We start from the raw sequence: 24,744 nt of genomic DNA on the forward strand, positions 1-24,744 counted from the left end.
AGCCAGCCGGGCGGTGCCTCTGCGGGGGCCCCAGATGGACATAACCGCACGGCTGGATTCCCTGCGCAAGACCACTGCCGGATGTGGCCTGGTTGCCTTTGGTGATCTCGGCACCCGGCTGGTGCTGCGCAGCAGTGCTGCCGTTCAGCACCGGCAAGAATATCTGGACCAGCTCTGCGCCCAGGCCGAGCATGGGTTTCACCTGCAGGATGCCCTTGCAGCTCCGATCACCGCGCCCAGCGGTGGCGCCGCCACGGTGATCGTCGTCACGCCGCAGGAAACCCGGATATATATCCGCAGGCCCGGCGCGACAGCCTCCACCGCAAACGATGCCATTCTAGCGGTCTGTGACAATGAGCACAGCGCCCAGGCTCTGGTGGCCCCGGCAATGAGCTTGCTGAGCGACCTGTCCGAGGGGGCATGATGTCACCTTTGAACGCAGAACAATTGGCCGGACAGGACAACACCACCAGCCCCCTGCGGGCGCTTCTGATCCGGCTTTGCGCCGATGTCTCGGGGCTGCAGGGAGAGCGACGCGATGCCGCCCAGGGGCGGGCCAACCTGATGGGCAGCCTACTGGCTGAAATTGATGAGACCATATTGCCCCGGCAGTTGACCTTGTATTTTGATCAGGTCGTCGTTGCCAGATTGCGGGTCAGCCAGCGCAGGCTGCTGTCGCTTGAACTTGCCAGTGACATTGGCCCAGCGGATCACGCTGGGCTGACCTCCACTGTGCAGGTCTACGCGCAGCAACTGCACCACCTGTCGGCCAGATACCAGGGCACCGGCTTCCGGATCACCCGGCAGGTCTGTGAGACTGGCATAGAGACTGAAAGCTGCTCGGCGTCTCAACTGGCCGAAAGCCTTGCTTCGCAGCAACAGGACAGCCGGCTGGAACGGCTGCTGACCATGATCGGCGCCTCGGCTGACGCCTGGGCTTTGCAGGCTGAAACCGCCGGTCAAAACCGCAGTCACGGCCCGGCCCCATTGGCCCGCCAGCTTATGGATCTGGCCGCAACCGATCGGGCCGCAAAGCAGAAAAATGGCCACGCCCTGAGGCTGCCGGACAAGACCCCGCACTATCTGCTGCTGTCGATATCCAGTGAGATAAAGCTCATTGTCGCCTGCGACCAGACCGAGACCTTGCTGATTGCCTTACCCGTCCAGCATCTGGCAGCTGCGGATGCAGCCTGGCACATGGTTTTCTCCGCGCCGTAGCCAGCGGCCCAGCCCCCCCCTTCTCCCGACCTGATCCGACCCGAAACCTGCCTTCTGGCAGGTCCGGAAAAGGGTTTTCCGTTGACAAGGTTTGACGTCGCGCAATACCATTAGCATACGAACAACTTTTCAATCGCCCGAGGAGCAGGGATTTTGGCCTATTTCGCCCCAACCACGCTGAACGACGCGCTGGCCCTGATCGCCTCGGAGACCGTCAGCATCATTGCAGGCGGCACCGATGTCTTTCCCGCGCAGGGTCAGACCCCGTTGCAAGAAAGCCTATTGGATGTCACCCGTATCGACGGGCTGACGGGGCTGCACTGGGGCCCAGATGGGCTGCGCATCGGCGCCGCAACGCGCTGGAGCGAGATCGCCAACGCCGATCTTCCCGATGGCTTTGCCGGCTTGCAGGCGGCGGCGCGCACGGTGGGCAGCGTGCAAATCCAGAACGCGGGCACCATTGCCGGCAATATCTGCAACGCCTCTCCGGCGGCGGATGGCATGCCGCCGCTGATAACGCTGGGGGCCGAGGTCGAGATCTCCGGCCCCGATGGACCCCGCCGAATGCCGGTAGAACAGTTTGTGACCGGCCCGCGTCAGATCCAGTTGGGCGCTCGCGAACTGGTGACGGCCATTCTCATCCCGCCGCTGCCAGCCCATTGTCGCGCGGCGTTTGAGAAACTGGGCAGTCGCACATATCTGGTGATCTCCATCACCATGGTGGCGGTGGTGATTGGCTGTGATGCCATGGGCCGTATTGATTTTGCCCGCGTCGCAGTCGGCGCCTGCTCGCCGGTTGCCCAACGACTGATGGGGCTTGAGGCGGATCTGATCGGGCAAATGCCGCAGCAGGTCACGGTCAGCCCTGACCATCTGGCACCACTGGCGCCGATCACCGATATTCGCGCCGATGGCGGCTATCGGCTGGAGGCGGCGGCCGAACAAATCAAACGAGCAATTGGCAAGGCAGCGGTTTCAAATGGATAAGCAGGTCTTACACCCGATGACAGAATTTCGCCTGAACAGCCAGAATGTCAGCGTCACCCCGCTGGCCGGAGAGCGCCTGTCGCAGACCCTGCGCGAAAAACTTGGGCAGCGCGATGTCAAAGTCGGCTGTGATGCGGGTGATTGTGGGGCCTGTACGGTGCTGATCGACGGTGCGCCGGTCTGTGCCTGCCTGACCCCAACCCATCAGGCCGATGGGCGGAACGTGGAAACGCTGGCTGGGTTGGCCACTGGTGACCCGGACGCCCAGCGCCTGTCGGAGAGCTTTCAAAACCACGGGGCGGCGCAATGTGGCATATGCACCCCCGGCATGATGGTTGCGGCGGTGGCACTACTGCGCGAAACGCCGACACCGACTGATGGTCAGGTCAAGGATGCATTGGGCGGCGTGCTCTGTCGCTGCACCGGCTATCGCAAGATCATTGATGCGGTACTGGCCAGCCATGCCCAGATCCCCACCGGCGCTGAGGTGGGTGATGGTGCCGTCGGGGCCTCTATCCGGCGGCTGGATGGCGCGGCCAAGGTCAGTGGAACCGAGATGTACGGCGACGATGTTGCCCCGGCTGATGCGCTGGTGCTGCGGGTCATCCGCTCACCCTTTGCCCATGCGGGGTTTACCTTTGGTGACTTGCAGCAATGGCAGGCCCAGACCGATGGTATCGAGGCGGTGTTAACCTGCGCAGATATTCCGGGTCAGAATGTATTTGGCGTCATCCCGGATTTTGCCGACCAGCCGGTGTTTGCCGAGGGCACAGCCCGGTTCCGCGGCGAGGCCATCGCCGCCGTTGTTGGGCGCGCCGATGTCATGCAGGTCTTTGACGCCAGCACATTCCCGGTGGACTGGAGCGAATTGCCCAGCGTCGAGAGTGTGGCCACAGCGACCGCGCCGCTGGCGCCGCAACTGCATCCGGGTCGTGACAACAACCTGATGTGCAGCGGGTTTGTCCAGCAGGGAGATGCGGCGCAGGCTGCGGCAGGCGCAGATGTCTGTGTCGAGGGCCAGTTTCAGACCGGGTTTGTCGAACACGCCTATATCGAACCGGAGGCGGGCTTTGCGCAGATCATAGATGGCCGGGTCGAGGTGCACGCCTGCACCCAGGCCCCGGTGATGGATCTTGACGCGCTGGAGATCATTCTGGGCATGGACCGCAAGGATATCCGCATCCTGCCCACCGAAGTCGGTGGTGGTTTTGGCTCAAAGCTGGATCTGTCGGTGCAGCCCTATCTGGCGCTGGCGGCACTGCGCACGGGGCGGCCGGTGCGGATCACCTATAGCCGCTCGGAATCGATGCAATCGACCACCAAACGGCATCCCTCAAACATTCAGCTGAAAATCGGCGCCAACCGGGATGGGCGCATTCAGGGCTTTGACTTTTCCGGCGATTTCAACACCGGCGCCTATGCCAGTTGGGGCCCAACCGTATCCAACCGGGTGCCGGTGCACGCCTCTGGCCCCTACCGCATCCCGAACTACCGGGCCGAGGCGCGGGCGATCCACACCCATAACCCGCCGTCAGGTGCCTTTCGTGGTTTCGGAGTCCCCCAGGCCGCCATCGCTCAGGAAAGTCTGTTTGACGAATTGGCGGATAAGCTGGGCATCGACCGGCTGCAATTTCGCCTGCTGAATGCGCTGGAGGACAACGCCCCCACGGTCTGTGGTCAGGTGTTTGAACAAGGTGTTGGGGTCAAGGCCTGCCTATCAGCGCTGCAACCGGCCTGGGAGGTTGAGCGCGCAGCGGCAGCCACGTTTAATGCGGTCAACAAGACCCATAAGCGCGGCGTCGGCATCGCTGCCGGCTGGTATGGCTGCGGCAATACCTCGCTGCCCAATCCCTCGACCATCAAATCGGGCATCCGGCCTGATGGCACCGTGGTGCTGCATCAGGGCGCGATGGATATCGGTCAGGGGGCCAATACGGTGATCACCCAGATCTTTGCCACCGCCCTGGGCATTCCGGTGCGCCAGATCCAGCGGATTGGCGCCGACACCGATGTCACCCCGGATGCGGGCAAGACCTCGGCCTCGCGCCAGACCTATGTGTCGGGCAATGCTGCAAGGCTGTCCGGTCTGGCCCTGCACGCTGCGATCCTGAAGCGGGTCAATGCCAGTGATGGCGCCAAGCTGGAGTTTAGCACTGGAACAATCCGGGTTATCGACGGCGCCAGCGAACACCGGATCAACCTGTCGGCGCTGTCGCATGACGGCGAGGGCTATGTATTTCGCGCCGAGGAGACCTATGATCCCCCCACCAAACCGCTGGATGCAAACGGTCAGGGCAGCCCTTATGCGCAGTTTGGCTATTGTGCGCAGCTGGTGGTGGTCGAGGTGGACAGCCTGCTGGGCACGGTGACGCCAATCCGGTTTGTCGCCGCCCATGACGTGGGCAAGGCAATCAATCCAATGCTGGTCGAGGGTCAGGTCGAGGGCGGCATTGCCCAGGGCCTGGGCATGGCCCTGATGGAGGAATACATTCCGGGCCGCACCGAAAACCTGCATGATTACCTGATCCCCACCATCGGCGATGTGCCGCCAATTGAAACGATCATTGTCGAGGTCCCGGACGCCCATGGCCCCTACGGTGCCAAGGGGCTGGGTGAGCATGTGCTGATCCCCACGGCTCCGGCCATTCTGAACGCCATCAAAGACGCCGTGGGCGTGCGACTGACACAGGTTCCCGCCACTCCCGCGCGTGTTCGGGCCGCAATCAAGGACTTGACCGATGGCAACTGAACGCATGACCCCCGCCAAAATCCGCTGTGACGCCTGCCCGGTGATGTGTTTCATCGCCGAGGGCAAAATCGGCGCCTGTGACCGCTATGCCAACCACGGCGGCGATCTGGTGCGGCTGGACCCGCTGACCATCATTGAAAACACCAGCCACAAGCTGGTGCCGTTTATGAAGGACAGCATGCCCGAGGACTGGGACGGAAATATCGTTCAGGGTGATCGCCCCTTTGTCACCGCCGTCGGCGCTGGCACCACCTATCCCGACTACAAACCGGCGCCGTTCATCGTCAGTCAGGAAATTGATGGCGTCGATATGGTCACCGTGGTGACCGAAGGCATCTTCTCGTACTGCGGGGTGAAGGTGAAGATCGACACCGACCGCCACATTGGTCATGAGCGCGACGTGGTGCGGGTGGGCGGCGAGCCGATCGGTCATGTGATGACCAGCGAATACGGATCAAAAATGCTGTCACTGGGCGGCGTCGAGCACCTGACCGGCGGCAGCAAGAAAGAAGGCCGGATGACCTGTGATGCGCTGCTGCGCCTGTGCAACCGCGAACCGGTAGAGATGCAGATCGGCGAAGAGGATCACACAACGACCCTGGTGGTTGAGGCTGGCAAGCCGCCACTGGTCAACGGCATGGAAGAGAAACTGATGCGGGTGGGTTGTGGATCGGCGACCATCGGCATGTTCCCCAAGCAATGGGTTGGCCATGTGGACGAGGTGGTGGTGGTGGATGACCATATCACCGGCGTGTTGTCCGAACACCAGACCGGCAAGATGCTGGAGGTGGCGCCGACCGGCATCAAGATCAAGGGCCGCAAATCTACCCCCGGTCGCTATTTTCAGGTGGCCAAACCCGGCACCGGTTGGGGCGGCACCGATATCGAGGACCCGCTGACCATTCTCGGCCCCTTCAACCCCAAGATCGCCTGGGAGGGTCTGAGCCTGCTGATGGTCTCTACCACCGGCGAGCAGTTTGGCTATTTTGTGCTGGACGCCGACCTGATGCCGCAACCAGCCGAGATCCCTGCCCGGCTCAAGGCCTCGGCGGATCTGATTGCTGAGAACTGTGAGCCCTCAATCTGTTCGGTGCTGTTCATGGGCGGCGCCGGTGGCAGCCTGCGCGCCGGGGTGACGGAAAACCCGGTGCGGCTGACCCGCTCGGTCAAGGACTCGCTGACCTTTGTGTCCTGCGGCGGTGCCGAGAGCTATGTCTGGCCCGGCGGCGGCATCACCGTGATGGTGGATGTGCTGGATATGCCCACCGGATCATTTGGCTATGTGCCCACCCCGGCGCTGGTGGCACCGATTGAATTCACCATGCGGGTGGCCGATTACGCCACTCTGGGCGGCCATATGGATGAGATCAAAAAGGTCTCGTCCATCGTGTCGGCTGAGACCCGCAAGATTGCGCAGCGTGACAGCCAGCCGGACCCGATGGACCGTACCAATTATCGCTGGGCAAAGGAACGCCGCTGATGCCTCCCGTCGCCCGTATCCTGTCCTGCGGCACCCGGTTGCATTTGCAACATGGGCCGATTGATCTGGTGATCGGCGCGGATGGGGATCGGGCAACGGCTTTTGCCGCGGCTGAGGCGCGGTTTGCAACTGTGCTGGAGGAGCTGGTCACCGAGTTGCCGCTGTTGAAATCGCAGCTTTTCGCCAAGTCTCCCCGCCCCAAGGGTGGCATCGCCCAGATCATGGATCGCGCCACGCGGCCCCATTGCAGTGCCTTCATCACCCCGATGGCGGCGGTGGCCGGGGCGGTGGCGGACACGGTTTTGGCCGCAATGCGCGTGGCCACGCCGCTACAGCGGGCCTATGTCAACAATGGCGGCGATATCGCCCTGCACCTAAGCCCCGGACAAAGCTTTGCAACGGCCATGATGGATCATCAAGGGTATGATCTTGGCCGTATCGAGATCACCCATGCGGACGGGATCGGCGGCATCGCCACCTCAGGCCGGCATGGCCGCAGCCTGTCGCTGGGCATTGCCGATAGTGTCACGGTGCTGGCCGCCAGCGCCGCACAGGCGGATGCCGCCGCCACCCTGATCGCCAATGCGGTGGACCTGCCCGGTCATCCCGCCATTCACCGCCTTGCCGCCGACCAGTTGCAAAGCGACAGCGATCTGGGCGACCAGCCGGTGGTCACCCAGTGTCAGCCGCTCTCAGCCACCGAAATCCACACCGCCCTGCAAGCCGGCGCCCATCGGGGCTTGGACATGATGCACTCCGGCCATATCATTGCCGCAGCTTTGTTTTTGCAGGGCGACAGCAGGTTGATTGGCCACACCGGTTTCACCCCATCCATTAGGACGCAGTTATATGCCTGATTTACAAATCCGAAAGATCATCTCATCCCGCGAAGAGGTCTACCACGAAGGCGGCCCGGTCGCCGCGACCCCGCTGTTGCGCGGGGCTATTCTGGCGGTGATCAAGAACCCCTTTGCCGGCCGCTATGAGCCCGAGATCCAGGGCTTCATGGAAGACCTGAAACCACTGGGACTGGAGATGGCGCAGCGGCTGCTCGACATGTTGGGCGGCGCCGACAAGATCCAGGGCTATGGCAAGGGATCGCTGGTTGGCGAAGGCGGCGAGCTGGAGCATGGCGCCCTGTGGCATGCGCCGGGGGGCTATGCCATGCGCCAGCTGCTGGGCAGCGCCAACGCCATTGTGCCATCGTCGAAAAAGGTCGGCGGCGTCGGCGCCCGGCTGGATGTGCCGATCACCCATATCAACGCCGCCTATGTGCGCAGCCATTTTGATTCAATGGAGGTCGGTTGCAACGATGCGCCCCGCGCGGGTGAGCTGGCATTTGCCCTGGTGATGACAACTGGTCCAAGGGTGCATTCGCGCTCTGGCGGGTTGGAGGCCTGGGACATCAAGGGTGAGGATGGATTACGATGAGTGTAAAAATTCGCAAAATCGCGGTGAATGTCGAGGAAATCCATTCCGAGATCGGCCGGGTGATCAACCCGGTGACCCGCAAGGCGGTGGCGGTGGCGGTGATCGAGAACCCCTTTGCCGGGCAGTATCACGAAGATCTGTCAGACCTGATGGAGATCGGTGCCGAGCTGGGCGGCTTGCTGGGGGCCAAATGTGTCGAGGCGCTGGGGATCACCCCGGAGCAGGCCGAGAGCTATGGCAAATCGGCAATGGTTGGCGAGAACGGCGAGCTGGAACATGCGGCGGCCATTCTGCATCCCAAACTGGGCGCACCGCTACGGGCGGCAGTTGAAAAAGGCGCCGCGCTGGTGCCGTCGTCGAAAAAGATGGGCAGCCCCGGTCAGGTGCTGGATGTGCCGCTGGGCCATAAGGATGCGGCCTACGTGCGCAGCCATTTCGACGCCATCGAAGTGCGCCTGAACGATGCGCCTCGGGCCAATGAAATCATGGTTGCGGTTGCTGTCACCGACAGTGGTCGCCCATTGCCCCGGGTGGGCGGGCTGACCAGCACAGAGGCCATTGGCAAGGACGGGCTAAAGTAGACAGGACTTGCAAGATCACGGGGAGAGAGCGGCCACCATCGCCGCGACCTCTGCGTGATCGACATTGCCCGTCGGCCTCATTCGTACTAACACGAATAAAATTCGGGAATGAAAAGAGCAAAAATGGCCAAGCCTACCCCAGACAGCCAAGACGATTACATCCTGGATGATCAGGTTGGCTATCTTATGCGTCAGGCCAGCCAGAAACATGCGGCGATCTATCAATCCCATGCGTTACAAGGGCTTACCGCAACTCAATTCGCCGCGCTGACCCGCCTGCACGAGCAGGGAAAATGCTCGCAGAACCAGTTGGGCCGGTTGGCGTCAATGGACGTTGCCACCATCAAGGGAGTCGTGGATCGGCTTCGCAAAAAAGGCTACGCGAATGTCGAGGCCGACCCGAACGACAAGCGGCGCAGTCTGATTTCGCTGACGGCACAGGGCCGCCAGCTGATCGAGGAGATGTTCCCGGTGGCCCATCGCATCACCGCCGAGACTCTGGCGCCGCTGACCGCCGCCGAACAGCAAAAACTGTTAAAGCTGCTGCGCAAACTGTCCTGAGGGCCTAAACAGCGCCCATTGGTTGCCAGTTCGCCCGGTGGCAAGCCGGGCAGCGCCCGACCCTCCCCACGGGAGGGCGCTTTGCACCCACCCAGGGTCAGGCGCTACCCTTGGATTATTGCACCAAAACCTCGGGCAGCCGGGTTGCCGGCGGCGTATTGCGACTGCGCTGGCTGCGCACGACGCCGTCGATGATGGTCATGCCCACACCCGGTAGATTGCCCAACTGAACCGATTCCAGCATGGTTTTGCCCGGCGCATGCTGGGCCTGATCCATCAGCACAAAATCGGCACAATAGCCCTGTTCGATCAAGCCGGTGTCCAGCTCGCGCTGGCGCGAAGTATTGCCATTGGCAAAGCAAAAGGCGATTTCGGCCGGGACATTGCCCAGTGACGACAGCATTGCCACCATGCGCAGGATGCCCAGCGGCTGCACCCCTGACCCGGCAGGACCGTCGGTGCCAAGGATGATGCGGTCCATCACCTTCAGCTCACGCGCGGTGTTCAGGGTCAGCAGTGCGGCACGTTCATTGCCGTTGTGGACAATTTCCAGCCCTGCGGTGCAGCCTTCGCACAGGCACATGATCTGATCATCCGGCAGCGCGGTGTGGCCGCCGTTGATGTGACCGATGATATCGGTGCCGGTTTCCAGCACCATGTCGGCGTCAATCAGCCCCGAACCGGGGATCGAGGGGCCGCCGGTGTGGATGGTCGATTGAATGCCGTATTTACGGGCCCAGTCCACCATCTGCTTGGCGGTCTTGCCATCCTTGACGGTGCCCAGCCCCACCTCGCCCAGCAGGGTGACACCGGCGTCGGCCAGATCCTTGAAATCCTGCTCCACCATACCGTGTTCGATCACCGGCGCGCCGGCCATCACCTTCATTCCTGAGGGGCGGAAATTCTCGTACCAGCGCTGCGCCGCAATCGCCATCGCCTTGAGCCCGACAATATCCCGGGGGCGGCCCGGCATATGCACTTCGCCCGCCGAAATCAGCGTGGTGACGCCGCCGTGCAGGGTCGAATCAATCCAGTTAACCTGTTGTTGGCGCGGTGTATAATCGCCCACCACCGGGTGAATGTGACTGTCGATCAAGCCCGGCGCCAGCGCCACACCATGGGCATCGACAACCAAAGTGGCATCATCGGTATCCAGGTCTTTCTCATAGCCCCATTCATGAATTTTACCATCAATGGCAATCATGCAGTCGCCGTCGAGTATCGGTTGCTCCATCTTGCCAGACAGCAGTAAACCAATATTTTTAATGACAAGTTTCTCGGTCATGGCCAGGGTCTCCAGGGTGTGATTTATTCATTTGTATGCTAACGTATCTCCTTTGGGCGTCAAGCCCGTTAGATCGCGAAAACAAAGGCCCGATGGCAAGACGCTGTACAGGTTTCCATCCGCCTGACTATAAGACTGGCATCCATATGACTTATACTTTTCCAAGGTTCAGACCCATCTCACCCACATTTCCCGGACTATTGATCGCTGCCTGCCTTGGTTGGTTTTGGCAATCGCAACCCGCTCAGGCGCATGCCTCGGAGCAGGCGCTGGTACTGTTGCTGCCTACCAACCTGTATATTCTGGCCGGCTGCGCGGCGGTTGTGGCCTCGATCCTGGGGGTGGCGCTGCTCTCGGAGGCGCGATTGCTGGCGGCGTTCAAACCGCTGTCGCTGTTAAGCGTCAAACTGCCCGGATCTGTGACACATGTGATCAGCATTGTGTCGATGACATTTCTGTTTGCGATCAGCGCAATCGGAGCCTTTGGCACCCATGATCCGCTGAACAACCTGTTTTCGCTGACCATCTGGGCCATTTGGTGGGTCGGGCTGGTGGTGGCGCATGGGGTGTTGGGCAATCTGTGGCATGCCCTGAACCCCTGGACCGGGCTGTATCATATCCTGCTCGGCTATCAGTCGGCGCCGCCGGTTCTGAGGTTGCCAAGGGCCTGCGGGTACTGGATTGCGGTGCTGGTGTTTCTGGCGTTCGGCGCCTTTGAGATCGCCGATCCGGCCCCGGATGACCCGGTGCGGCTGACCAAATTCGTGCTGGGCTATTGGCTGTTCACCTTTTTCGGCATGATGCTGTTTGGCGCCAGAATCTGGCTGTCGCGCTGTGAGCCGTTCACCATTCTGTTCCGGCTGATCGCGGCGATCTCGCCCGTGCGCTGGCTGCCGCGCCTATCCATCGGCCTGCCCGGCTGGTCGATCTTCTCGCTGAGCAAGCCCCCGGTCAGCCTGGCGGTATTCTGCCTGATCCTATTGGGAGTCGGCAGCTTTGACGGGCTAAAGGAGAGCTTTTGGTGGCTGGCCAAAATCGGGGTGAACCCGCTGATGTTCCCCGGAAAATCAGCGATCTTCTGGCCCTCGGTCATCGGATTGCTGGCGCTGAATGCCGCACTGGTCTGCGTCTTTGCAGCGGTGGTCTACATCGGCAGCCGCGCCGCAAACGCCCGCCTTGTGCCAAAAGACCGGGTGCCCTTTGTCACTGCGTTTTGCTGGCTTTCCCTTTCGATCATTCCGATTGCACTGGGCTATCATTTTGCCCATTTTTTCATCTATTTTCTGGTCAACGGCCAATACGCTCTGCTGGCGCTGAGCGACCCCTTGACCCATGGTGCGAATTATCTGGGACTGGCGAAGACGCAGGTGACAACCGGGTTTCTGAAAACAAAAGACAGTGTTCAGGTGGTCTTTTTCATTCAGGCCGCAGCTGTGGTAGTGTCGCATGTGGTGTCAGTTCTGATCGCGCATGGCCTGACCGCCCGGCTATATCAGAGCAAGCGAGCAACCCTGATCAGCCAGATTCCACTGGCGATTTTCATGATCCTATATACGTTTTTTGGCCTCTGGCTGCTGGCCACTCCGCGCGGCATGTGACGGCAAAGCCAAACTTCACCGGAAAAAACTCTGGACAAGTCATTTGTATACACACAATATGATTTTAATGCACCTTGCGTAACGGTGCACCACTGGGAGGTGAAAAATAATGGTAACGAAACCGGAATCCAAATTTACCCGTCGCGGAGTGTTGAAAACATTGGCCGCTGGAACGGGCGCCATTGCGGCCACCAGCGTCCTGCCCGGCCTGTCTGGCTTTGCCCAGGCGCAGAGCTCGGCCCCGATCAAGATCGGCTTTCAGGTGCATCGCACCGGCATCGGCGCTGCTTATGGTCGCTGGTACAACCGCACCTCGCAGGCTGCGGTGAAACGCATCAACGATATGGGTGGCATCAATGGCCGTCCGGTCGAGTTGGTCGCCGAAGACGACGGCACCGACCCCAAGCGCGGCGCCGAGGTTATCGAGAAATTCGCAACCCAGCATGAATGCGACATCGCCTTTGGCACCCTGTTCAGCCATGTTGTCTATGGCTCGGCCCCGCGCGCAGGCGAGCTGAAGCTGCCGTATTTTGTGGTCTCTGAAGGCCACCACGTCGCCAGTGGCAAGCTGAACCGCTACACTCTGCAACCCGGCATCACCGATGTGAAAAGCCAGGTGCAGGCGATGGCGCCGTTTGTCGCTAATAATCTGGGCAAGAAGGTCACCATGATCTTCCCCGATTTTGCCTTTGGCCATGATCACCGTGATTTCTTTACCGCCGCAATCGAGGCCCAGGGTGGTCAGGTGGTCGAGAGCATCGCCATTCCACCGACCGAAACCTCGTTCAGCAAGTATTTCCCGCGTATCCCGCGTGAAACCGAAGTGATCTATCACGTCATGGTCGGCCCCGCTGTGCTGACATTCGTCAAAGAGCTGGGTGAATTCTTTGGTCCCAACAGCCCTGAGATCTTTGGCTTTATCGACAGTCTTGAGGCGGTGGATCTGAAAAGCCCCGGACTTGAGTTCCTCGAAGGCACCTATTTCTGGGAGGGCAACCCGCGCAATGCGCAGGCCGACCAGAGCAGCCATGATGCGGCCTACCGGGCTGCCGTGGGCGTCGATGACAATGGCGCCTCGGTGGAGGATGCGCAGGATGTATCGACCTATTCCCACATGTTCGGCTGCTGGGAGACCCTGAACGTCATCAAGCGCGGCATGGAGACGGCCAATTATCAGGGACCGGCGGATCGCCAAAAACTGATTGAGGCGGTTGAGGCAATGTCGGACATGCCGCTGTCGGATGATCATCCGCAGGGCGCCAAACGGTTCAACGGCAAGACCCACCAGACCTTTGGCCATCAGTATATCTCAAAGGTATCCGATGGTAAGCTGGTGGTCGAGCACACCACCTCGATTGAGGACGGGCTGTACGAAGACGAGGTGGATTACACCACCCAGTCGTTCTAACACCACTTTTAGTCTGCAAAAACAGGACCGCGCCGACCCTTGAGGAGGCGCGGTCCGGCCTATCGGCCAGGCAATACAACTCTTTAAACCGAGGTTATAACTCATGGACTTTGGTCCTCACTTACTGCTGGCCTCACTTGAAGGCGCTGTGACGGCGGCCATTCTGGCCCTGACGGCCATGGGGCTGAGCATTGTGTTTGGCGTCATGCGCGTCGTCAATGTGGCACATGGAGAATTCTACATGCTGGGCGCGGTGATCGCCTGGTGGGTGACCTCGCTAATTGGTGGCCATCCGGCGATTGGCTTTATCCTGGCGCTGGGGATCGCACCGCTGGTGGTGGGTCTGTTGGCCGCTGCTGCTGACAAGCTGATCCTGCAAAAGATCAACTATGACCCCGACCGCACCATCGTGGCGACGATCGGGCTGATGTATATCATCCAGCAGACCACGCTGATGACATTTGGCCCCGATGCCCGCCCGGTGCAGCCGCCGTTCAACACCCGCCTTGCCCTGCCTTGGTTTGAGTACGGCGAAAGCGGCTTTGCCATGGTCTGGCCCTGGGGGCTCAGCATCACCAGTTACAAATTATTCGTGATCGTCGCGGCGGTGGCTATCCTGACCACCCTGTGGTTGCTGATCACCCGCAGCAAGGTCGGCTTGATCATGCGCGCCACACAATTGGACAGCGAAACCGCGCTGGCCTTTGGGGTGCCGGTGGACCGGGTCTATATGTGGGTGTTTGGCTTGGGTGCCGGACTGGCCGCCGTAGGAGCGGTGCTGGTGGTGCCAATTCAGCAGGCGCATTACCTGATGGGGCATGACCCGCTGCTGCTGGCCTTCATCACCGTGATCATCGGCGGTCTGGGCAGTCTGCCCGGCACCATTATTGCCGCCATTCTGATCGGCATGAGCGACGGCATCATCTCAGTCTTCTTTTCGCCGACGCTGGCCAAGATCATCGCAACACTGTTGGTGGCCATGGTGTTGGCGTTTCGCCCGCAGGGTCTGTTGGGGAGGTCAGCACATTGACCGATACCCAGCGTTCCAACCTGCTGCATCTGGGGGTGATTGCCCTGCTGGCAGCGGCGTTTTTCATTCTGCCCGCCTATCACGTCGGCAACCTGTCGCGCATCATGGTGCTGGCGGTCTATGCCATCGGCTATAATTTCCTGTTTGGCTATACCGGCCTGCTTAGCCTTGGCCATGCGTTGTTCTTTGCCGCAGGCATGTACGGCCTAGGCCTGTCGATGGAGCTGTTCGATCTGACCTCAGCCCCGGCGCTGGCGGTTGGGCTGGCCTCGGCGCTGGTGGTGTCAGCGGTGATCGGCTTTCTGGCGCTGCGCACCAGTGGCGTGTCCTTCATGATCGTGACGCTAATGTTTGCCCAAGCCGGATATCTGTCGATCCTGTATTTTGGCAGCTACACACGTGGCGACGAAGGCTTTGTCATTCCGCAGGCCGAGCGGGTGATGTTCGGGGTGGATCTAAGCCAGGACACCACCCGCTATTTCGCCGCACTGCTGCTGTTTTCGATCTGCTTTCTCGCCGTTGCCCGATTGGTGCAATCGCCATTTGGCCGCACCCTGATTGCGATCCGCGAGAACGAGGAACGGGCCCGGATGCTGGGCTATAACACAGTCGCGCACAAGCTGAAGGCGGTGATCATCTCGGGCACCATATCGGGCCTTGCGGGTGCGGCATATGCGCTTCTGTTTGGCTATGCCGGAGCGACCTTTGCCACCGTGCAATATTCGATCTTTCCGCTGCTCTGGGTGTTGCTGGGGGGGGCTGGCACCACCATCGGGCCGCTGATCGGTGTCATCTTCATGTTCTATCTGATTGATTTGAGCAGTTCGATCACCTCGGCCTATATGCTGATTGCCGGCGTTGTGCTGGTGCTGTTGACGCTGTTTGCGCCGCAGGGACTGGCGGGCGAACTCAGGAAGCGAGTGTTCAAATGGATGCCATGAATATCCTGTCGACCAAGGGCCTGACCAAGGCCTATGGGGGCATCAAGGCCAATACAGACATCGACTTTGTCCTGCCTCGCGGCAAGACCATGGCGCTGATCGGCCCCAATGGTGCGGGCAAATCGACCTTTGTCGGCATGCTCTGTGGCCGCATATCAGCCACCAGTGGTGATGTGTTCTTTGAGGGGCAGAATATCAATGCCCTTGCGGCGCATCAGCGGATCTCGCTGGGCATTGCCTATACCTTCCAGATCACCTCGGTCTTTGCCGGGCTGACGTTGCATGAAAACGTCGCACTGGCGGCGCGCCGCAGGTTGGGCGCGGATGCCGCGGCGGTGAATGCCAAGGTGGCGGATGTTTTGGCGCGGGTGGGATTGACCGACCGCGCCGAGCAGATTGCCGGCGATCTGAGTTATGGCCATCAGCGCCTGCTGGAAATCGCCATGGGACTGGCGCAGGACCCGCGATTGTTCATTCTGGACGAACCCACCCAAGGGCTGGCGGATTCCGAGGTGGCCGATTTCATCGCGCTGATCAATGCGCTGGCGGGGGAAACCACCATCCTGCTGATCGAACATAACATGGATGTGGTGATGCAGACCGCGGCCTATATCACGGTGCTGAACGGCGGCGAGATCCTGGCGGCGGGCACCCCCGACGAAATCCACGCAAACGAGGCGGTGCAAGCGGCCTATCTGGGGACCACCACCAATGCTTGAAATCAATGACATTCAGGTTGCCTATGGCCGGGTGCAGGCGCTGTTTGGTGTATCTCTGACCGCCAAACCGGGCGAGATCCTGTGTATTCTGGGCCGCAATGGGGCTGGCAAGACAACCATCATGAAATCCATCATGGGGCTGCTGCCGCTAATGTCGGGCAGCATCCATCTGGACGGCGAAGAGATCAGCGCCCTGCCCCCCCATAAGATCCCCACCCGGCGGGTTGGCTATGTACCACAGGGGCGGCGGTTGTTTTCCGAGCTGACCGTGGCTGAGAACATCGAGATGGGCATGATGACCTGCAAATCAGATGAGGACACCCGCGAATGGGTGCTCGACATCTTTCCCCGCCTGCGTGAACGGTTGCAGCAACAGGCCAGCACCCTGTCGGGGGGGGAACAGCAGATGCTGGCAACCGCCCGCGCCCTGTGTTTGCGGCCAAAGGTCTTGCTGCTGGATGAGCCGACCGAAGGCTTGCAGCCCTCGATGATTGAGCAGATCCGGCAGGTTGTGGTGCGCATGCGCGACGACGGTGTTGCGGTCATTTTGGTGGAGCAACGGGTGGATGCGGTGTTGTCGATTGCCGACAAGGTGGCGTTTATCGAACATGGCCAGACCCGCGAGATGCTGGAGGCCGCAGAGCTGCGCGCTGATCCGCAGAAAATCCACCAATATCTGGGGGTTTGAGCCGCCCCGCATTTAACGCATAATCCAGTAGCCCACTTGCCAGCCCTCATGTGACAGCGCTAAAACCCTGACATATTAGAGTTTTGCGGGCAGGTATTTGATGGACATGACAGCATATTTCTTCGTCTTTGCGATCCCTGCGGTAATATTTGCCGGCATCAGCAAGGGCGGGTTTGGATCCGGCGCGGCCTTTGCCTCATCTTCGTTTCTGGCGATCATTCTTGAGCCGGGCTTTGCGCTGGCGCTGATGTTGCCGCTGCTGATGCTGGTCGATCTGGCCTCGCTGAAACCCTATTGGGGCCGCTGGAATTTGCGCGACTCAGCCTTGTTGCTGGTCGGTGGTCTGCCCGGTGTGATGCTGGGAACACTGCTGTACCGGGCCGTGAACGCCGATGCCATGCGGGTGATGATCGGGGTGATCTCGGTTGGCTTTGTCGTCTGGCAGATGTCGACCAACCTGCGAAAAAATCTGGTCGATCGCCCGCCGATGCCGGAATGGGCCGGGGCGCTGGCCGGGGTTGTCGCCGGTTTCACCAGTTTTGTCAGCCATGCAGGTGGCCCACCGGCGGCGGTCTATATGCTGGGGCGTAGGATGAGCAAGACCGAGTATCAGGCCTCGACCGTGCTGGTGTTTGGAGTGCTGAACTCGGCCAAACTCATCCCTTACGGGTTTCTTGGCCTGTTCACCCTGGAAACCCTGCAACTGGATCTGATCCTGGCGCCCTTTGCGCTGATCGGCGCCTGGATTGGCGTCAACCTGCACCACAAGATGCCCGAAAAGGCGTTTTTTGCGCTGACCTATGTTCTGCTGACCTGCACCGGCGTCAAACTGATCTGGGATGGGCTGACCTAGCCCCCCGCCGCCGCAGGTCACCGATGGTCACCGATGGTCATTGCCACTTTCGGCTCTAAAGCCTTCAAAAACACGGTTAATATTTTCGGTATGTCAGAAACGCATGGCCGAGTTTCCGAGACAACACTGGTGGATGCTGCAGCCGCAGCATAGATCTGCGTCAACAGAGTTTGAACATATTCAGGAGTAAGCTCCAATGGCTATCGCAGCAACAACACAGGCCGTTTCAACCGGCTCCCCACTTGCCGCTCTCAAGCGCGGTCTGACCGCCTTTTTCAAGGGTCTTGCCGATATGGCCGAGGCCAACCCCCGGTATTTACAGATCCAGAAGCTGCAGGCGCTCAGCGACGCGCAGCTGGCGAAAAAAGGTCTGAAGCGCGATGACATCGTGATGCATGTGTTTGGTCACTGGATGTAAGACCCCATCCCGGGGCGCCAGTATCGGCGCCTCGTCGATGATCACCCGTGCCGACCACCCCTGTCAGGCCCACTGTCGGCCGCCGGTGGACCGGCGGCAAAATGGATAGCAGTTGATCGGGTGTCGTGTTCTGTGTCGGCCTGACGGCCAACACAGCTTTATCTGAAAATGCAGACCCTGGCGGGTTCAGCAGTCACCGCCCGAGCAAAGCTGATCCTTGACCAGTGGCCCGACTTTGCCAAAATCCATCTGGCCGGTGTATTTCGATTTCAGCGCCCCCATGACCTTGCCCATGTCGCGGATCGAATTGGCACCGGTGCTGGCAACCGCCGCCCGAATGGCATCCCGCACCTCAGACTCGGCCAATTGCTTGGGCAGAAACTCTTCGATGATGGCGATTTCCTCAAGCTCTCGCTCGGCCAGATCCAAACGACCGCCTTCTTCGTAGGCGCGGGCACTTTCGTTGCGCTGTTTGGTCATCTTGCTGAGAATCGCCAGAATGTCGCTGTCGGCGATGGTGATCTCTTCGCCATCCCCCCGCGCGGCAATTTCCATGTCCTTGATCGCAGCAGTGATCAGACGCAGGGTAGCCAGGCGGCTTGCAGCCCGATCCTTCATTGCCTGCTTCAGAGCCGTGGTGACCCGTGTGCGCATATCCATTGTGTTTTCCATCCCCATGGCGTTGGAACCCATAGCCTTACCCAATCAACTGACAGGAGACAAGACCACCCGATCAAACCTGACGCCATGAAACCCATGACCGCGGCAGATTAGGCCGGGCTTGACCCGACTGAGCCCTGCCCTTAAGAACCCATGAATTTATCCCACATGGAGACTCGCGCAATGGCCGATACCGCCCCGTCCAAGCCCACCGCATGCCTGGCAATGGCCGATGGTACAGTGTTTTATGGCGCAGGTTTTGGTGCCACCGGACAAACCGTCGCCGAGCTCTGCTTTAACACGGCTATGACCGGTTATCAGGAGATCATGACGGACCCGTCTTATGCCGGTCAGATCGTCACCTTCACCTTCCCGCATATCGGCAATACCGGTGTGACCCCGGAAGACGACGAAACGGGCAACCCGGTGGCCGCGGGTATGGTGGTCAAATGGGACCCGACCCTGGCCAGCAACTGGCGCAGCACCGAGGAATTGAAGGACTGGCTGACCCGCACCGGGCGCATTGCCATTGGCGGCATCGACACCCGCCGCCTGACCCGTGCGATTCGCCAGCAGGGCGCGCCGCATGTGGCGCTGGCGCATGACCCCGACGGCAATTTCGATGTCGAGGCACTGGTGGCCTCTGCCCGCGCATGGTCAGGGTTGGAAGGCATGGATCTGGCCAAGGACGTGACCTGTGCGCAGAGCTATCGCTGGGACGAAATGCGTTGGGCCTGGCCTGACGGCTTCCCCAAGCAGAGTGCTGCCAAGCACAAGGTTGTCGCCATCGATTATGGTGCCAAGCGCAATATCCTGCGCTGCCTTGCCTCGGCTGGCTGTGATGTCACCGTGCTACCCGCCAGTGCCAGTGCCGAAGAGATTCTGGCGCATAACCCCGATGGTGTGTTCCTGTCCAACGGCCCTGGTGATCCGGCCGCAACCGGCGAATATGCGGTGCCGATGATCAAGACCATTCTCGACACCACCGAGCTGCCGGTGTTTGGCATTTGTCTGGGTCACCAGATGCTGGCGCTGGCGCTGGGGGCCAAGACCGTGAAGATGAACCACGGCCACCACGGCGCCAACCACCCGGTCAAGGAATACGCGACTGGCAAGGTCGAGATCACCTCGATGAACCACGGGTTTGCGGTAGACGCCCAGACCCTGCCCGACGGCGTTGAGGAAACCCATGTATCGCTGTTCGACGGCTCTAACTGTGGCATCCGTCTGGCCGACCGCCCGGTGTTCTCGGTGCAGCAGCACCCCGAGGCCAGCCCCGGCCCGCAGGACAGTTTTTACCTGTTTGAGCGCTTTGCCGAGGCGATGGCCGCCCGCAAAGCGGCGGTGGCGTAAACCTAGGGTAAAACCCCGCAAAGGGTCCGGTCGGTTAATCGACCGTTAACCACCGCCGCCGAGGCTGTCTGACAGTTAACAATGGCGGTGGTGCAATGCCTGATGAGTCGGTTGTTTTTCGTGATCCGCAGCCACTACATCCGCCGCAGTTGCGCCGCCGCCTTGGCCGTCACCTTGTTGACGCCCGGGCGATCCGAGATACCGATTTGCTGCGGGCGCTGGTGTTGCAACGCCACCAGGACGCGCCGCTTGGCCATATTCTGATAAGTCAGGGCTGGGCCGATCCGGATCAGGTGCTTGAGGCGCTGTCGCAACAACAGGGCCTGCAACGGGTCGATCTTTCAGACATCACCGCAGACTCTCGGCTGCTAAACCGCAAGCCGGCGCAATTCTGGCTCAAGCACCGGGCCGTTCCGTGGACGTATAGTGGCTCGCAACTTGTCGTGGCCATTGCCCACCCCGAGCACTTTGAAACCTTAAAGACTGCCCTGCGCGGCAGTTTCGATTCCATCCGACCAGTGCTGGCGGCTGAGGACCAGGTCACCGCGTTCCTGACCGCGCATTTTCGCAAGGAATTGGCATTGGCGGCCAGCACCCGTGTGCCGCTGCAAGACAGCAGCCGCCACTGGCACACCAGCAACCGCCCATTGCGGCCCCTGATGTTGTTGGTCGCACTCGCCGGGCTAACGGGGTTTGCCCCACGGCTGGTTTTCACGGGTTTCTGCGCCTTGTCGGTGATCGCGCTGAGCCTGTTCGTCGGCTTGAAACTGATCGGCTTCGCCTCCCATCTGGCCAGGGCCGCGCCTGTTGGACAGCCGCCACTGGCAGGTGGTGCGCCGCACAAGATCCGCCGCCTGCCGCGCATATCTATGTTGGTGCCGCTGTTCCACGAATCCGAGGTCAGCAAGGCGCTGCTGCGACGCCTGCAGCGGCTGACCTACCCGCGCTCGCTGCTAGAAGTGTTTCTGGTGCTCGAGGAACACGACGAGATCACCCGTAACGCGCTGGCCAAAGTAACCCTGCCCCGGTGGGTGAAAATCGTGGAGGTGCCGAAATTTGGCAGCCTCACCACCAAGCCCCGCGCGATGAACTATGCGCTCGACTTTTGCCATGGGGATATCATCGGCGTGTGGGATGCCGAAGATGCCCCGGCGCGCGGTCAGCTGGAACAGGTCGCCCGCAGATTTGAACAGGTGGATGCCGATGTTGCCTGCTTGCAGGGCGTCCTGGACTTCTACAATCCGCGCTCCAACTGGCTGTCGCGCTGTTTCACCCTGGAATACGCCAGCTGGTTTCGCATTGTGCTTCCGGGGCTTGCGCATCTGGGGCTGGTGATCCCACTGGGCGGCACCACATTGTTTGTACGGCGCGATGCGCTGGAGAAACTGGGCGGATGGGATGCCCATAATGTCACCGAAGACGCCGATCTTGGGGTCCGGCTGTACCGGGCCGGTTACCGAACCGAAATGATCGCCACCGCCACCCATGAGGAGGCTAATTGCCGCCCCTGGCCCTGGATCCGCCAACGATCCCGGTGGCTCAAGGGCTTCATGGTGACCTATCTGGTCCATATGCGACGGCCCCGGGTGCTGCTGACACAGCTGGGATGGAAACGTTTTCTGGGGTTTCAGGCCTTTTTCCTGGGCAGCGTCGGGCAGTTTCTGCTGGCGCCGTTCCTGTGGTCCTTCTGGCTGATCCTGCTGGGCCTACCGCATCCCAGCGCCGCGCTGCTGCCCGCAGGCCTGCTGATTGGCACCACCCTCATGCTGATTGTGTTTGAGCTGCTGGGGATCTGCATTGCCATAATGGCAGCCTTTGCCTCTAACCGGCGCAGCCTGGCGCTCTGGGCGCCAACCATGATGCTCTATTTTCCGCTGGGTGCGGTGGCGGCTTACAAAGCCCTGCATGAGCTGATCTGGCACCCGTTTTTCTGGGATAAAACGGAGCATGGCCATCGCAGTGCCGAGCCGGAAACGCCGCCCCCAGCGCCTTAGAACCGGATCAACGGCCGCCGCGCTGGCCTGCGTCCTGTTTCAGCCGGGTCATGAAGGCGGTCGAGATGTGATCATTCAGCGCCTGCCCGGCGGCCGCCTCATCGCGCCGTTCAATGGCGTTGACGATGGTCTTGTGTTCACCCTGGGCAATTTCACCCCGCCCCTTGGCCGCCAGCGAGGTTGTCGCCATCAGCGCCATGGTGCGATGTACCAGGTTCAGCTGCTGCACCAGATAGCGATTGTGCGACGCCAGATGGATCTGTTCATGAAAGCGCCGGTTTGCCTTGGACAGGGCAATCGGATCGCCGACCAAGGCATCATCGGCACTGACCATATCGCGCAACACAGCGATCTCTTCTTCGGTGGCGTGACGGGCGGCGAGCTTGGCAGCCAAGCCCTCCAGCTCACGGCGCACCACATAGAGTTCGGCCATCTGGTTGTGGTCCAGCGAGGCGACGATCAGCGACCGGCCATCGCGTTCCAGCAGCGACTGGGTCTCAAGCCGTTGCAGCGCCTCGCGGATGGGGGTGCGGGACACCCCAAAGCGTTCTGCCAGATCGCTTTCCACCAGCCGGTCATTGGGTTTGTAGATGCCAACGTCGATCGCTTCGAGGATCAGGCTATAGGCGTCTTTCTGATTGGGTCGGCTCTGGCTCATGGTCACTCTCAACTTCAGTTTCACATTTTATATGGCTGTTGCCGCAGCAATCAAGCCCAGGAGTGCCGCCAGCATCAATTGTCAGAGACAAAGCGCGGTTTTGTTTGCAAATCCATCGCCCGCTGCCTAAAGCAGAGCCATGGTCAAAGACAGTTTTTCTCACGTTAATCACTGGGTGTTCGATCTGGACAACACCCTGTATCACCCCTCGGCCCGTCTGTTTGATCAGATCGAGGTCAAGATGACCCGTTATGTGATGGACGCGCTGAACGTCGATCAGGCTGAGGCCAACCGGTTGCGCAATCTGTACTGGCAGCAACATGGCACCACCCTGGCCGGGTTGATGCGCGAGCATGATCTGGACCCGGTTCCCTATATGATCGACGTGCATGATATTTCACTGGACCACCTGCAAAAAGACACCGAGCTGGCGGCCAGAATCACCGCCCTGCCGGGCCATAAGATCGTCTATACCAACGGCAGCGCGCCCTATGCGGAACGGGTACTAGAGGCGCGCGGCTTGAGCGGCTTGTTTGATGGCATCTATGGCGTCGAACATGCCGGCTATCTGCCCAAGCCGGAACAAGCGGCCTTTGAGCAGGTGTTTGCCCAGGCCGCAGTGGCCCCGGCCCGCGCCGCGATGTTCGAAGACGATCCGCGCAATCTGGCAGCACCACACCTGATGGGGATGCGTACCGTGCATGTGGCACCGGATCCGCATGAGGCCGATCACATCGAATACCACACCGCTGATCTGGCTCATTTTTTGCGCCAGCTTGACTGAGGCAACTCGCGAGAGCGGCGCCCCTGCGACCGCTTGCGCCTTGCCATTCCCCTGGTCACAGGCCTAGATCACCGCAAGAACGGAGAGCTGACCTATGGCCGATACCTGCGACATCCTGATTTCCGGCGGCGGCATTGCCGGACTGACCGCAGCCTGCGCCTTTGGCGCCGCAGGGTTTGAGGTGATCTGTGTTGATCCGGCAGTGCCGGTGACCGTGCGCGACGCGGAGGGCTCAGACCTGCGCACCACCGCGTTTTTGCAGCCCGCGCAGGAGTTGTTACAACGCTGTGGGCTGTGGGACCGGCTGGCGGATCACGCCGCGGCGCTGCAAATCATGCGGATTGTCGATGCCGGTGGCGAGCTGCCCGAGCCACGGGTGATCAAGGATTTCAACGCCGCCGATCTGTCCGACAGGCCGTTTGGCTGGAACCTGCCCAACTGGTTGCTGCGGCGTGAAATACTGGCCCGGCTGGCCGAACTGCCAAATGTCGATTTCCGCCCCGGCGTCGCCACCACCAGCCTGTTCACCCGCACCGCCCAGGCGCGCGTCGGGCTCAGCGATGGCAGCCGGGTCTCTGCCAGGCTGGTTATTGCCGCTGACGGTCGCAGCTCACCCATGCGCGAGGCCGCCGGGATACCGGTGAGCACCACCAGATACGGTCAAAAAGCGCTGGCCTTTGCGGTCACCCATCCAAAGCCACACGACAATGTCTCAACCGAGGTGCACCGCTCTGGCGGACCCTTCACCCTGGTGCCGCTGCCCGATCATCAGGGCAAGCCCAGTTCGGCAGTAGTCTGGATGGAGCGCGGCCCAAGGGCGCAGGAACTGCAAGCATTACCGGCGGAAGAGTTTGAAGCCGCCATGACCCGGCGCTCTTGTGCGGTGCTGGGAGAGTTGAAACTGGCATCACGGCGCACGATCTGGCCGATCATCAGCCAATGCGCCGAACGGCTGAACGGCGAACGGCTGGCGCTGATGGCCGAGGCCGCCCATGTGGTGCCGCCGATTGGGGCGCAGGGGTTGAATATGTCGCTGGGAGATCTGGCCTGCCTGCTGCAGCTGGCCGAGGCCCGACGTGAGAGTCTGGGCGATGCGCAGATGCTGGACGCCTATCACAAGGCGCGTCACAATGAGATCAAGCTGCGGGTCAAGGGCATTGACCTGCTGAACCGCGCCTCGATGCTGGAGGCGCGGCCACTGCGCGATATGCGGGCTGCGGCGTTGAACGCTTTTTACTCGATCGCCCCCCTTCGCAAGACATTGATGCGAAAGGGATTGGGCACGAATTGACCCTGCGGCGGGTTATGTCTGCGCCACGGATCGGGTCACGGCAGCACCATATGTTGC

At 60.9% G+C, this 24,744-nt stretch carries 24 protein-coding genes; 21 read left to right on the top strand and 3 right to left on the bottom strand.

The features are described from left to right. The first annotated feature begins 34 nt into the window (after window positions 1–34). From QPJ95_RS02675 to QPJ95_RS02715, 9 genes are all read left to right on the top strand, one after another. Window positions 35–424, top strand: coding sequence for a hypothetical protein (locus QPJ95_RS02675; protein ID WP_270918275.1), 390 nt, complete (start codon window positions 35–37; stop codon window positions 422–424). Then, window positions 424–1,218: a hypothetical protein gene (locus QPJ95_RS02680; protein ID WP_270918276.1), complete on the top strand. Its 795-nt coding sequence runs from the start codon at window positions 424–426 to the stop codon at window positions 1,216–1,218. The genes QPJ95_RS02675 and QPJ95_RS02680 overlap by 1 nt, the downstream gene beginning before the upstream one ends. Before the next feature lie 153 nt (window positions 1,219–1,371). Continuing rightward, a complete protein-coding gene (locus QPJ95_RS02685; protein WP_270918277.1) occupies window positions 1,372–2,205 on the top strand; it encodes an FAD binding domain-containing protein in 834 nt (277 codons plus the stop codon). Next, window positions 2,198–4,954 (top strand): molybdopterin-dependent oxidoreductase, encoded by a 2,757-nt coding sequence (locus QPJ95_RS02690; RefSeq protein ID WP_270918278.1) that lies wholly within the window; start codon window positions 2,198–2,200, stop codon window positions 4,952–4,954. The genes QPJ95_RS02685 and QPJ95_RS02690 overlap by 8 nt, the downstream gene beginning before the upstream one ends. Next, window positions 4,944–6,434 carry a 6-hydroxynicotinate reductase gene (locus QPJ95_RS02695; RefSeq protein ID WP_270918279.1) on the top strand — a complete coding sequence of 497 codons (1,491 nt, stop codon included), beginning with the start codon at window positions 4,944–4,946 and terminating at the stop codon, window positions 6,432–6,434. The genes QPJ95_RS02690 and QPJ95_RS02695 overlap by 11 nt, the downstream gene beginning before the upstream one ends. Beyond that, window positions 6,434–7,291, top strand: coding sequence for a UPF0280 family protein (locus QPJ95_RS02700; protein WP_270918280.1), 858 nt, complete (start codon window positions 6,434–6,436; stop codon window positions 7,289–7,291). Before QPJ95_RS02695 ends, QPJ95_RS02700 begins: the two co-directional genes overlap by 1 nt. Next, the gene (locus QPJ95_RS02705) at window positions 7,284–7,865 is read left to right on the top strand and encodes an amino acid synthesis family protein (protein WP_270918281.1); all 582 of its coding nucleotides are present in this window, start codon (window positions 7,284–7,286) and stop codon (window positions 7,863–7,865) included. Before QPJ95_RS02700 ends, QPJ95_RS02705 begins: the two co-directional genes overlap by 8 nt. After that, on the top strand, window positions 7,862–8,446 hold the full coding sequence (locus QPJ95_RS02710) for an amino acid synthesis family protein (RefSeq protein WP_270918282.1): 585 nt from the start codon (window positions 7,862–7,864) through the stop codon (window positions 8,444–8,446). Before QPJ95_RS02705 ends, QPJ95_RS02710 begins: the two co-directional genes overlap by 4 nt. A 123-nt stretch (window positions 8,447–8,569) precedes the next feature. Continuing rightward, window positions 8,570–9,007: a MarR family winged helix-turn-helix transcriptional regulator gene (locus tag QPJ95_RS02715; RefSeq protein ID WP_270918283.1), complete on the top strand. Its 438-nt coding sequence runs from the start codon at window positions 8,570–8,572 to the stop codon at window positions 9,005–9,007. Window positions 9,008–9,122: 115 nt separating this feature from the next. Here QPJ95_RS02715 and QPJ95_RS02720 read toward each other — a convergent pair whose 3' ends face one another. Then, window positions 9,123–10,292: an amidohydrolase family protein gene (locus QPJ95_RS02720; protein ID WP_270918284.1), complete on the bottom strand. Its 1,170-nt coding sequence runs from the start codon at window positions 10,290–10,292 to the stop codon at window positions 9,123–9,125. Between the two features lie 146 nt (window positions 10,293–10,438). Between QPJ95_RS02720 and QPJ95_RS02725 the strand changes: the two genes are divergently transcribed. The 8 genes from QPJ95_RS02725 to QPJ95_RS02760 all read left to right on the top strand — a co-directional run bounded on the left by QPJ95_RS02725 (window position 10,439) and on the right by QPJ95_RS02760 (window position 17,947). Next, complete coding sequence (locus QPJ95_RS02725) at window positions 10,439–11,890, top strand: hypothetical protein (RefSeq protein ID WP_286018237.1); 1,452 nt, start codon at window positions 10,439–10,441, stop codon at window positions 11,888–11,890. Between the two features lie 109 nt (window positions 11,891–11,999). After that, window positions 12,000–13,298 (top strand): ABC transporter substrate-binding protein, encoded by a 1,299-nt coding sequence (locus tag QPJ95_RS02730; protein ID WP_270918286.1) that lies wholly within the window; start codon window positions 12,000–12,002, stop codon window positions 13,296–13,298. 103 nt (window positions 13,299–13,401) lie between these two features. Continuing rightward, complete coding sequence (locus QPJ95_RS02735; protein ID WP_270918287.1) at window positions 13,402–14,328, top strand: branched-chain amino acid ABC transporter permease; 927 nt, start codon at window positions 13,402–13,404, stop codon at window positions 14,326–14,328. Continuing rightward, complete coding sequence (locus QPJ95_RS02740; RefSeq protein WP_270918288.1) at window positions 14,325–15,269, top strand: branched-chain amino acid ABC transporter permease; 945 nt, start codon at window positions 14,325–14,327, stop codon at window positions 15,267–15,269. Before QPJ95_RS02735 ends, QPJ95_RS02740 begins: the two co-directional genes overlap by 4 nt. Next, entirely contained in the window at window positions 15,266–15,988 is a 723-nt protein-coding gene (locus tag QPJ95_RS02745; protein WP_270918402.1) for an ABC transporter ATP-binding protein, read from the top strand. The genes QPJ95_RS02740 and QPJ95_RS02745 overlap by 4 nt, the downstream gene beginning before the upstream one ends. After that, entirely contained in the window at window positions 15,981–16,676 is a 696-nt protein-coding gene (locus tag QPJ95_RS02750) for an ABC transporter ATP-binding protein (protein ID WP_270918289.1), read from the top strand. The genes QPJ95_RS02745 and QPJ95_RS02750 overlap by 8 nt, the downstream gene beginning before the upstream one ends. Window positions 16,677–16,773: 97 nt before the next feature. Then, window positions 16,774–17,529 carry a sulfite exporter TauE/SafE family protein gene (locus tag QPJ95_RS02755; protein WP_390923072.1) on the top strand — a complete coding sequence of 252 codons (756 nt, stop codon included), beginning with the start codon at window positions 16,774–16,776 and terminating at the stop codon, window positions 17,527–17,529. Window positions 17,530–17,725: 196 nt separating this feature from the next. Further along, the gene (locus tag QPJ95_RS02760; protein WP_270918291.1) at window positions 17,726–17,947 is read left to right on the top strand and encodes a hypothetical protein; all 222 of its coding nucleotides are present in this window, start codon (window positions 17,726–17,728) and stop codon (window positions 17,945–17,947) included. Between the two features lie 186 nt (window positions 17,948–18,133). On the opposite strand, the gene QPJ95_RS02765 is transcribed toward QPJ95_RS02760, so the two are convergent. Then, window positions 18,134–18,607 carry a GatB/YqeY domain-containing protein gene (locus tag QPJ95_RS02765; RefSeq protein ID WP_270918292.1) on the bottom strand — a complete coding sequence of 158 codons (474 nt, stop codon included), beginning with the start codon at window positions 18,605–18,607 and terminating at the stop codon, window positions 18,134–18,136. Between the two features lie 183 nt (window positions 18,608–18,790). Here QPJ95_RS02765 and carA point away from each other — a divergent pair, with 183 nt between their 5' ends. Further along, window positions 18,791–19,960, top strand: coding sequence for a glutamine-hydrolyzing carbamoyl-phosphate synthase small subunit (gene carA / locus QPJ95_RS02770; protein WP_270918293.1), 1,170 nt, complete (start codon window positions 18,791–18,793; stop codon window positions 19,958–19,960). A 95-nt stretch (window positions 19,961–20,055) separates the two neighbouring features. After that, the gene (locus QPJ95_RS02775) at window positions 20,056–21,954 is read left to right on the top strand and encodes a glycosyltransferase (RefSeq protein WP_270918294.1); all 1,899 of its coding nucleotides are present in this window, start codon (window positions 20,056–20,058) and stop codon (window positions 21,952–21,954) included. Window positions 21,955–21,961: 7 nt separating this feature from the next. On the opposite strand, the gene QPJ95_RS02780 is transcribed toward QPJ95_RS02775, so the two are convergent. Further along, window positions 21,962–22,612 (bottom strand): GntR family transcriptional regulator, encoded by a 651-nt coding sequence (locus QPJ95_RS02780; RefSeq protein ID WP_270918295.1) that lies wholly within the window; start codon window positions 22,610–22,612, stop codon window positions 21,962–21,964. A gap of 139 nt (window positions 22,613–22,751) precedes the next feature. Here QPJ95_RS02780 and QPJ95_RS02785 point away from each other — a divergent pair, with 139 nt between their 5' ends. Both QPJ95_RS02785 and QPJ95_RS02790 read left to right on the top strand, forming a co-directional pair. Next, window positions 22,752–23,396, top strand: a complete 645-nt coding sequence (locus QPJ95_RS02785) for a pyrimidine 5'-nucleotidase (protein ID WP_270918296.1) — start codon at window positions 22,752–22,754, stop codon at window positions 23,394–23,396. A gap of 94 nt (window positions 23,397–23,490) precedes the next feature. Further along, window positions 23,491–24,687: a UbiH/UbiF family hydroxylase gene (locus QPJ95_RS02790; protein WP_270918297.1), complete on the top strand. Its 1,197-nt coding sequence runs from the start codon at window positions 23,491–23,493 to the stop codon at window positions 24,685–24,687. Window positions 24,688–24,744: the final 57 nt, after the last annotated feature.

Source organism: Parasedimentitalea psychrophila, from assembly GCF_030285785.1.
Classification (GTDB): domain Bacteria; phylum Pseudomonadota; class Alphaproteobacteria; order Rhodobacterales; family Rhodobacteraceae; genus Parasedimentitalea; species Parasedimentitalea psychrophila.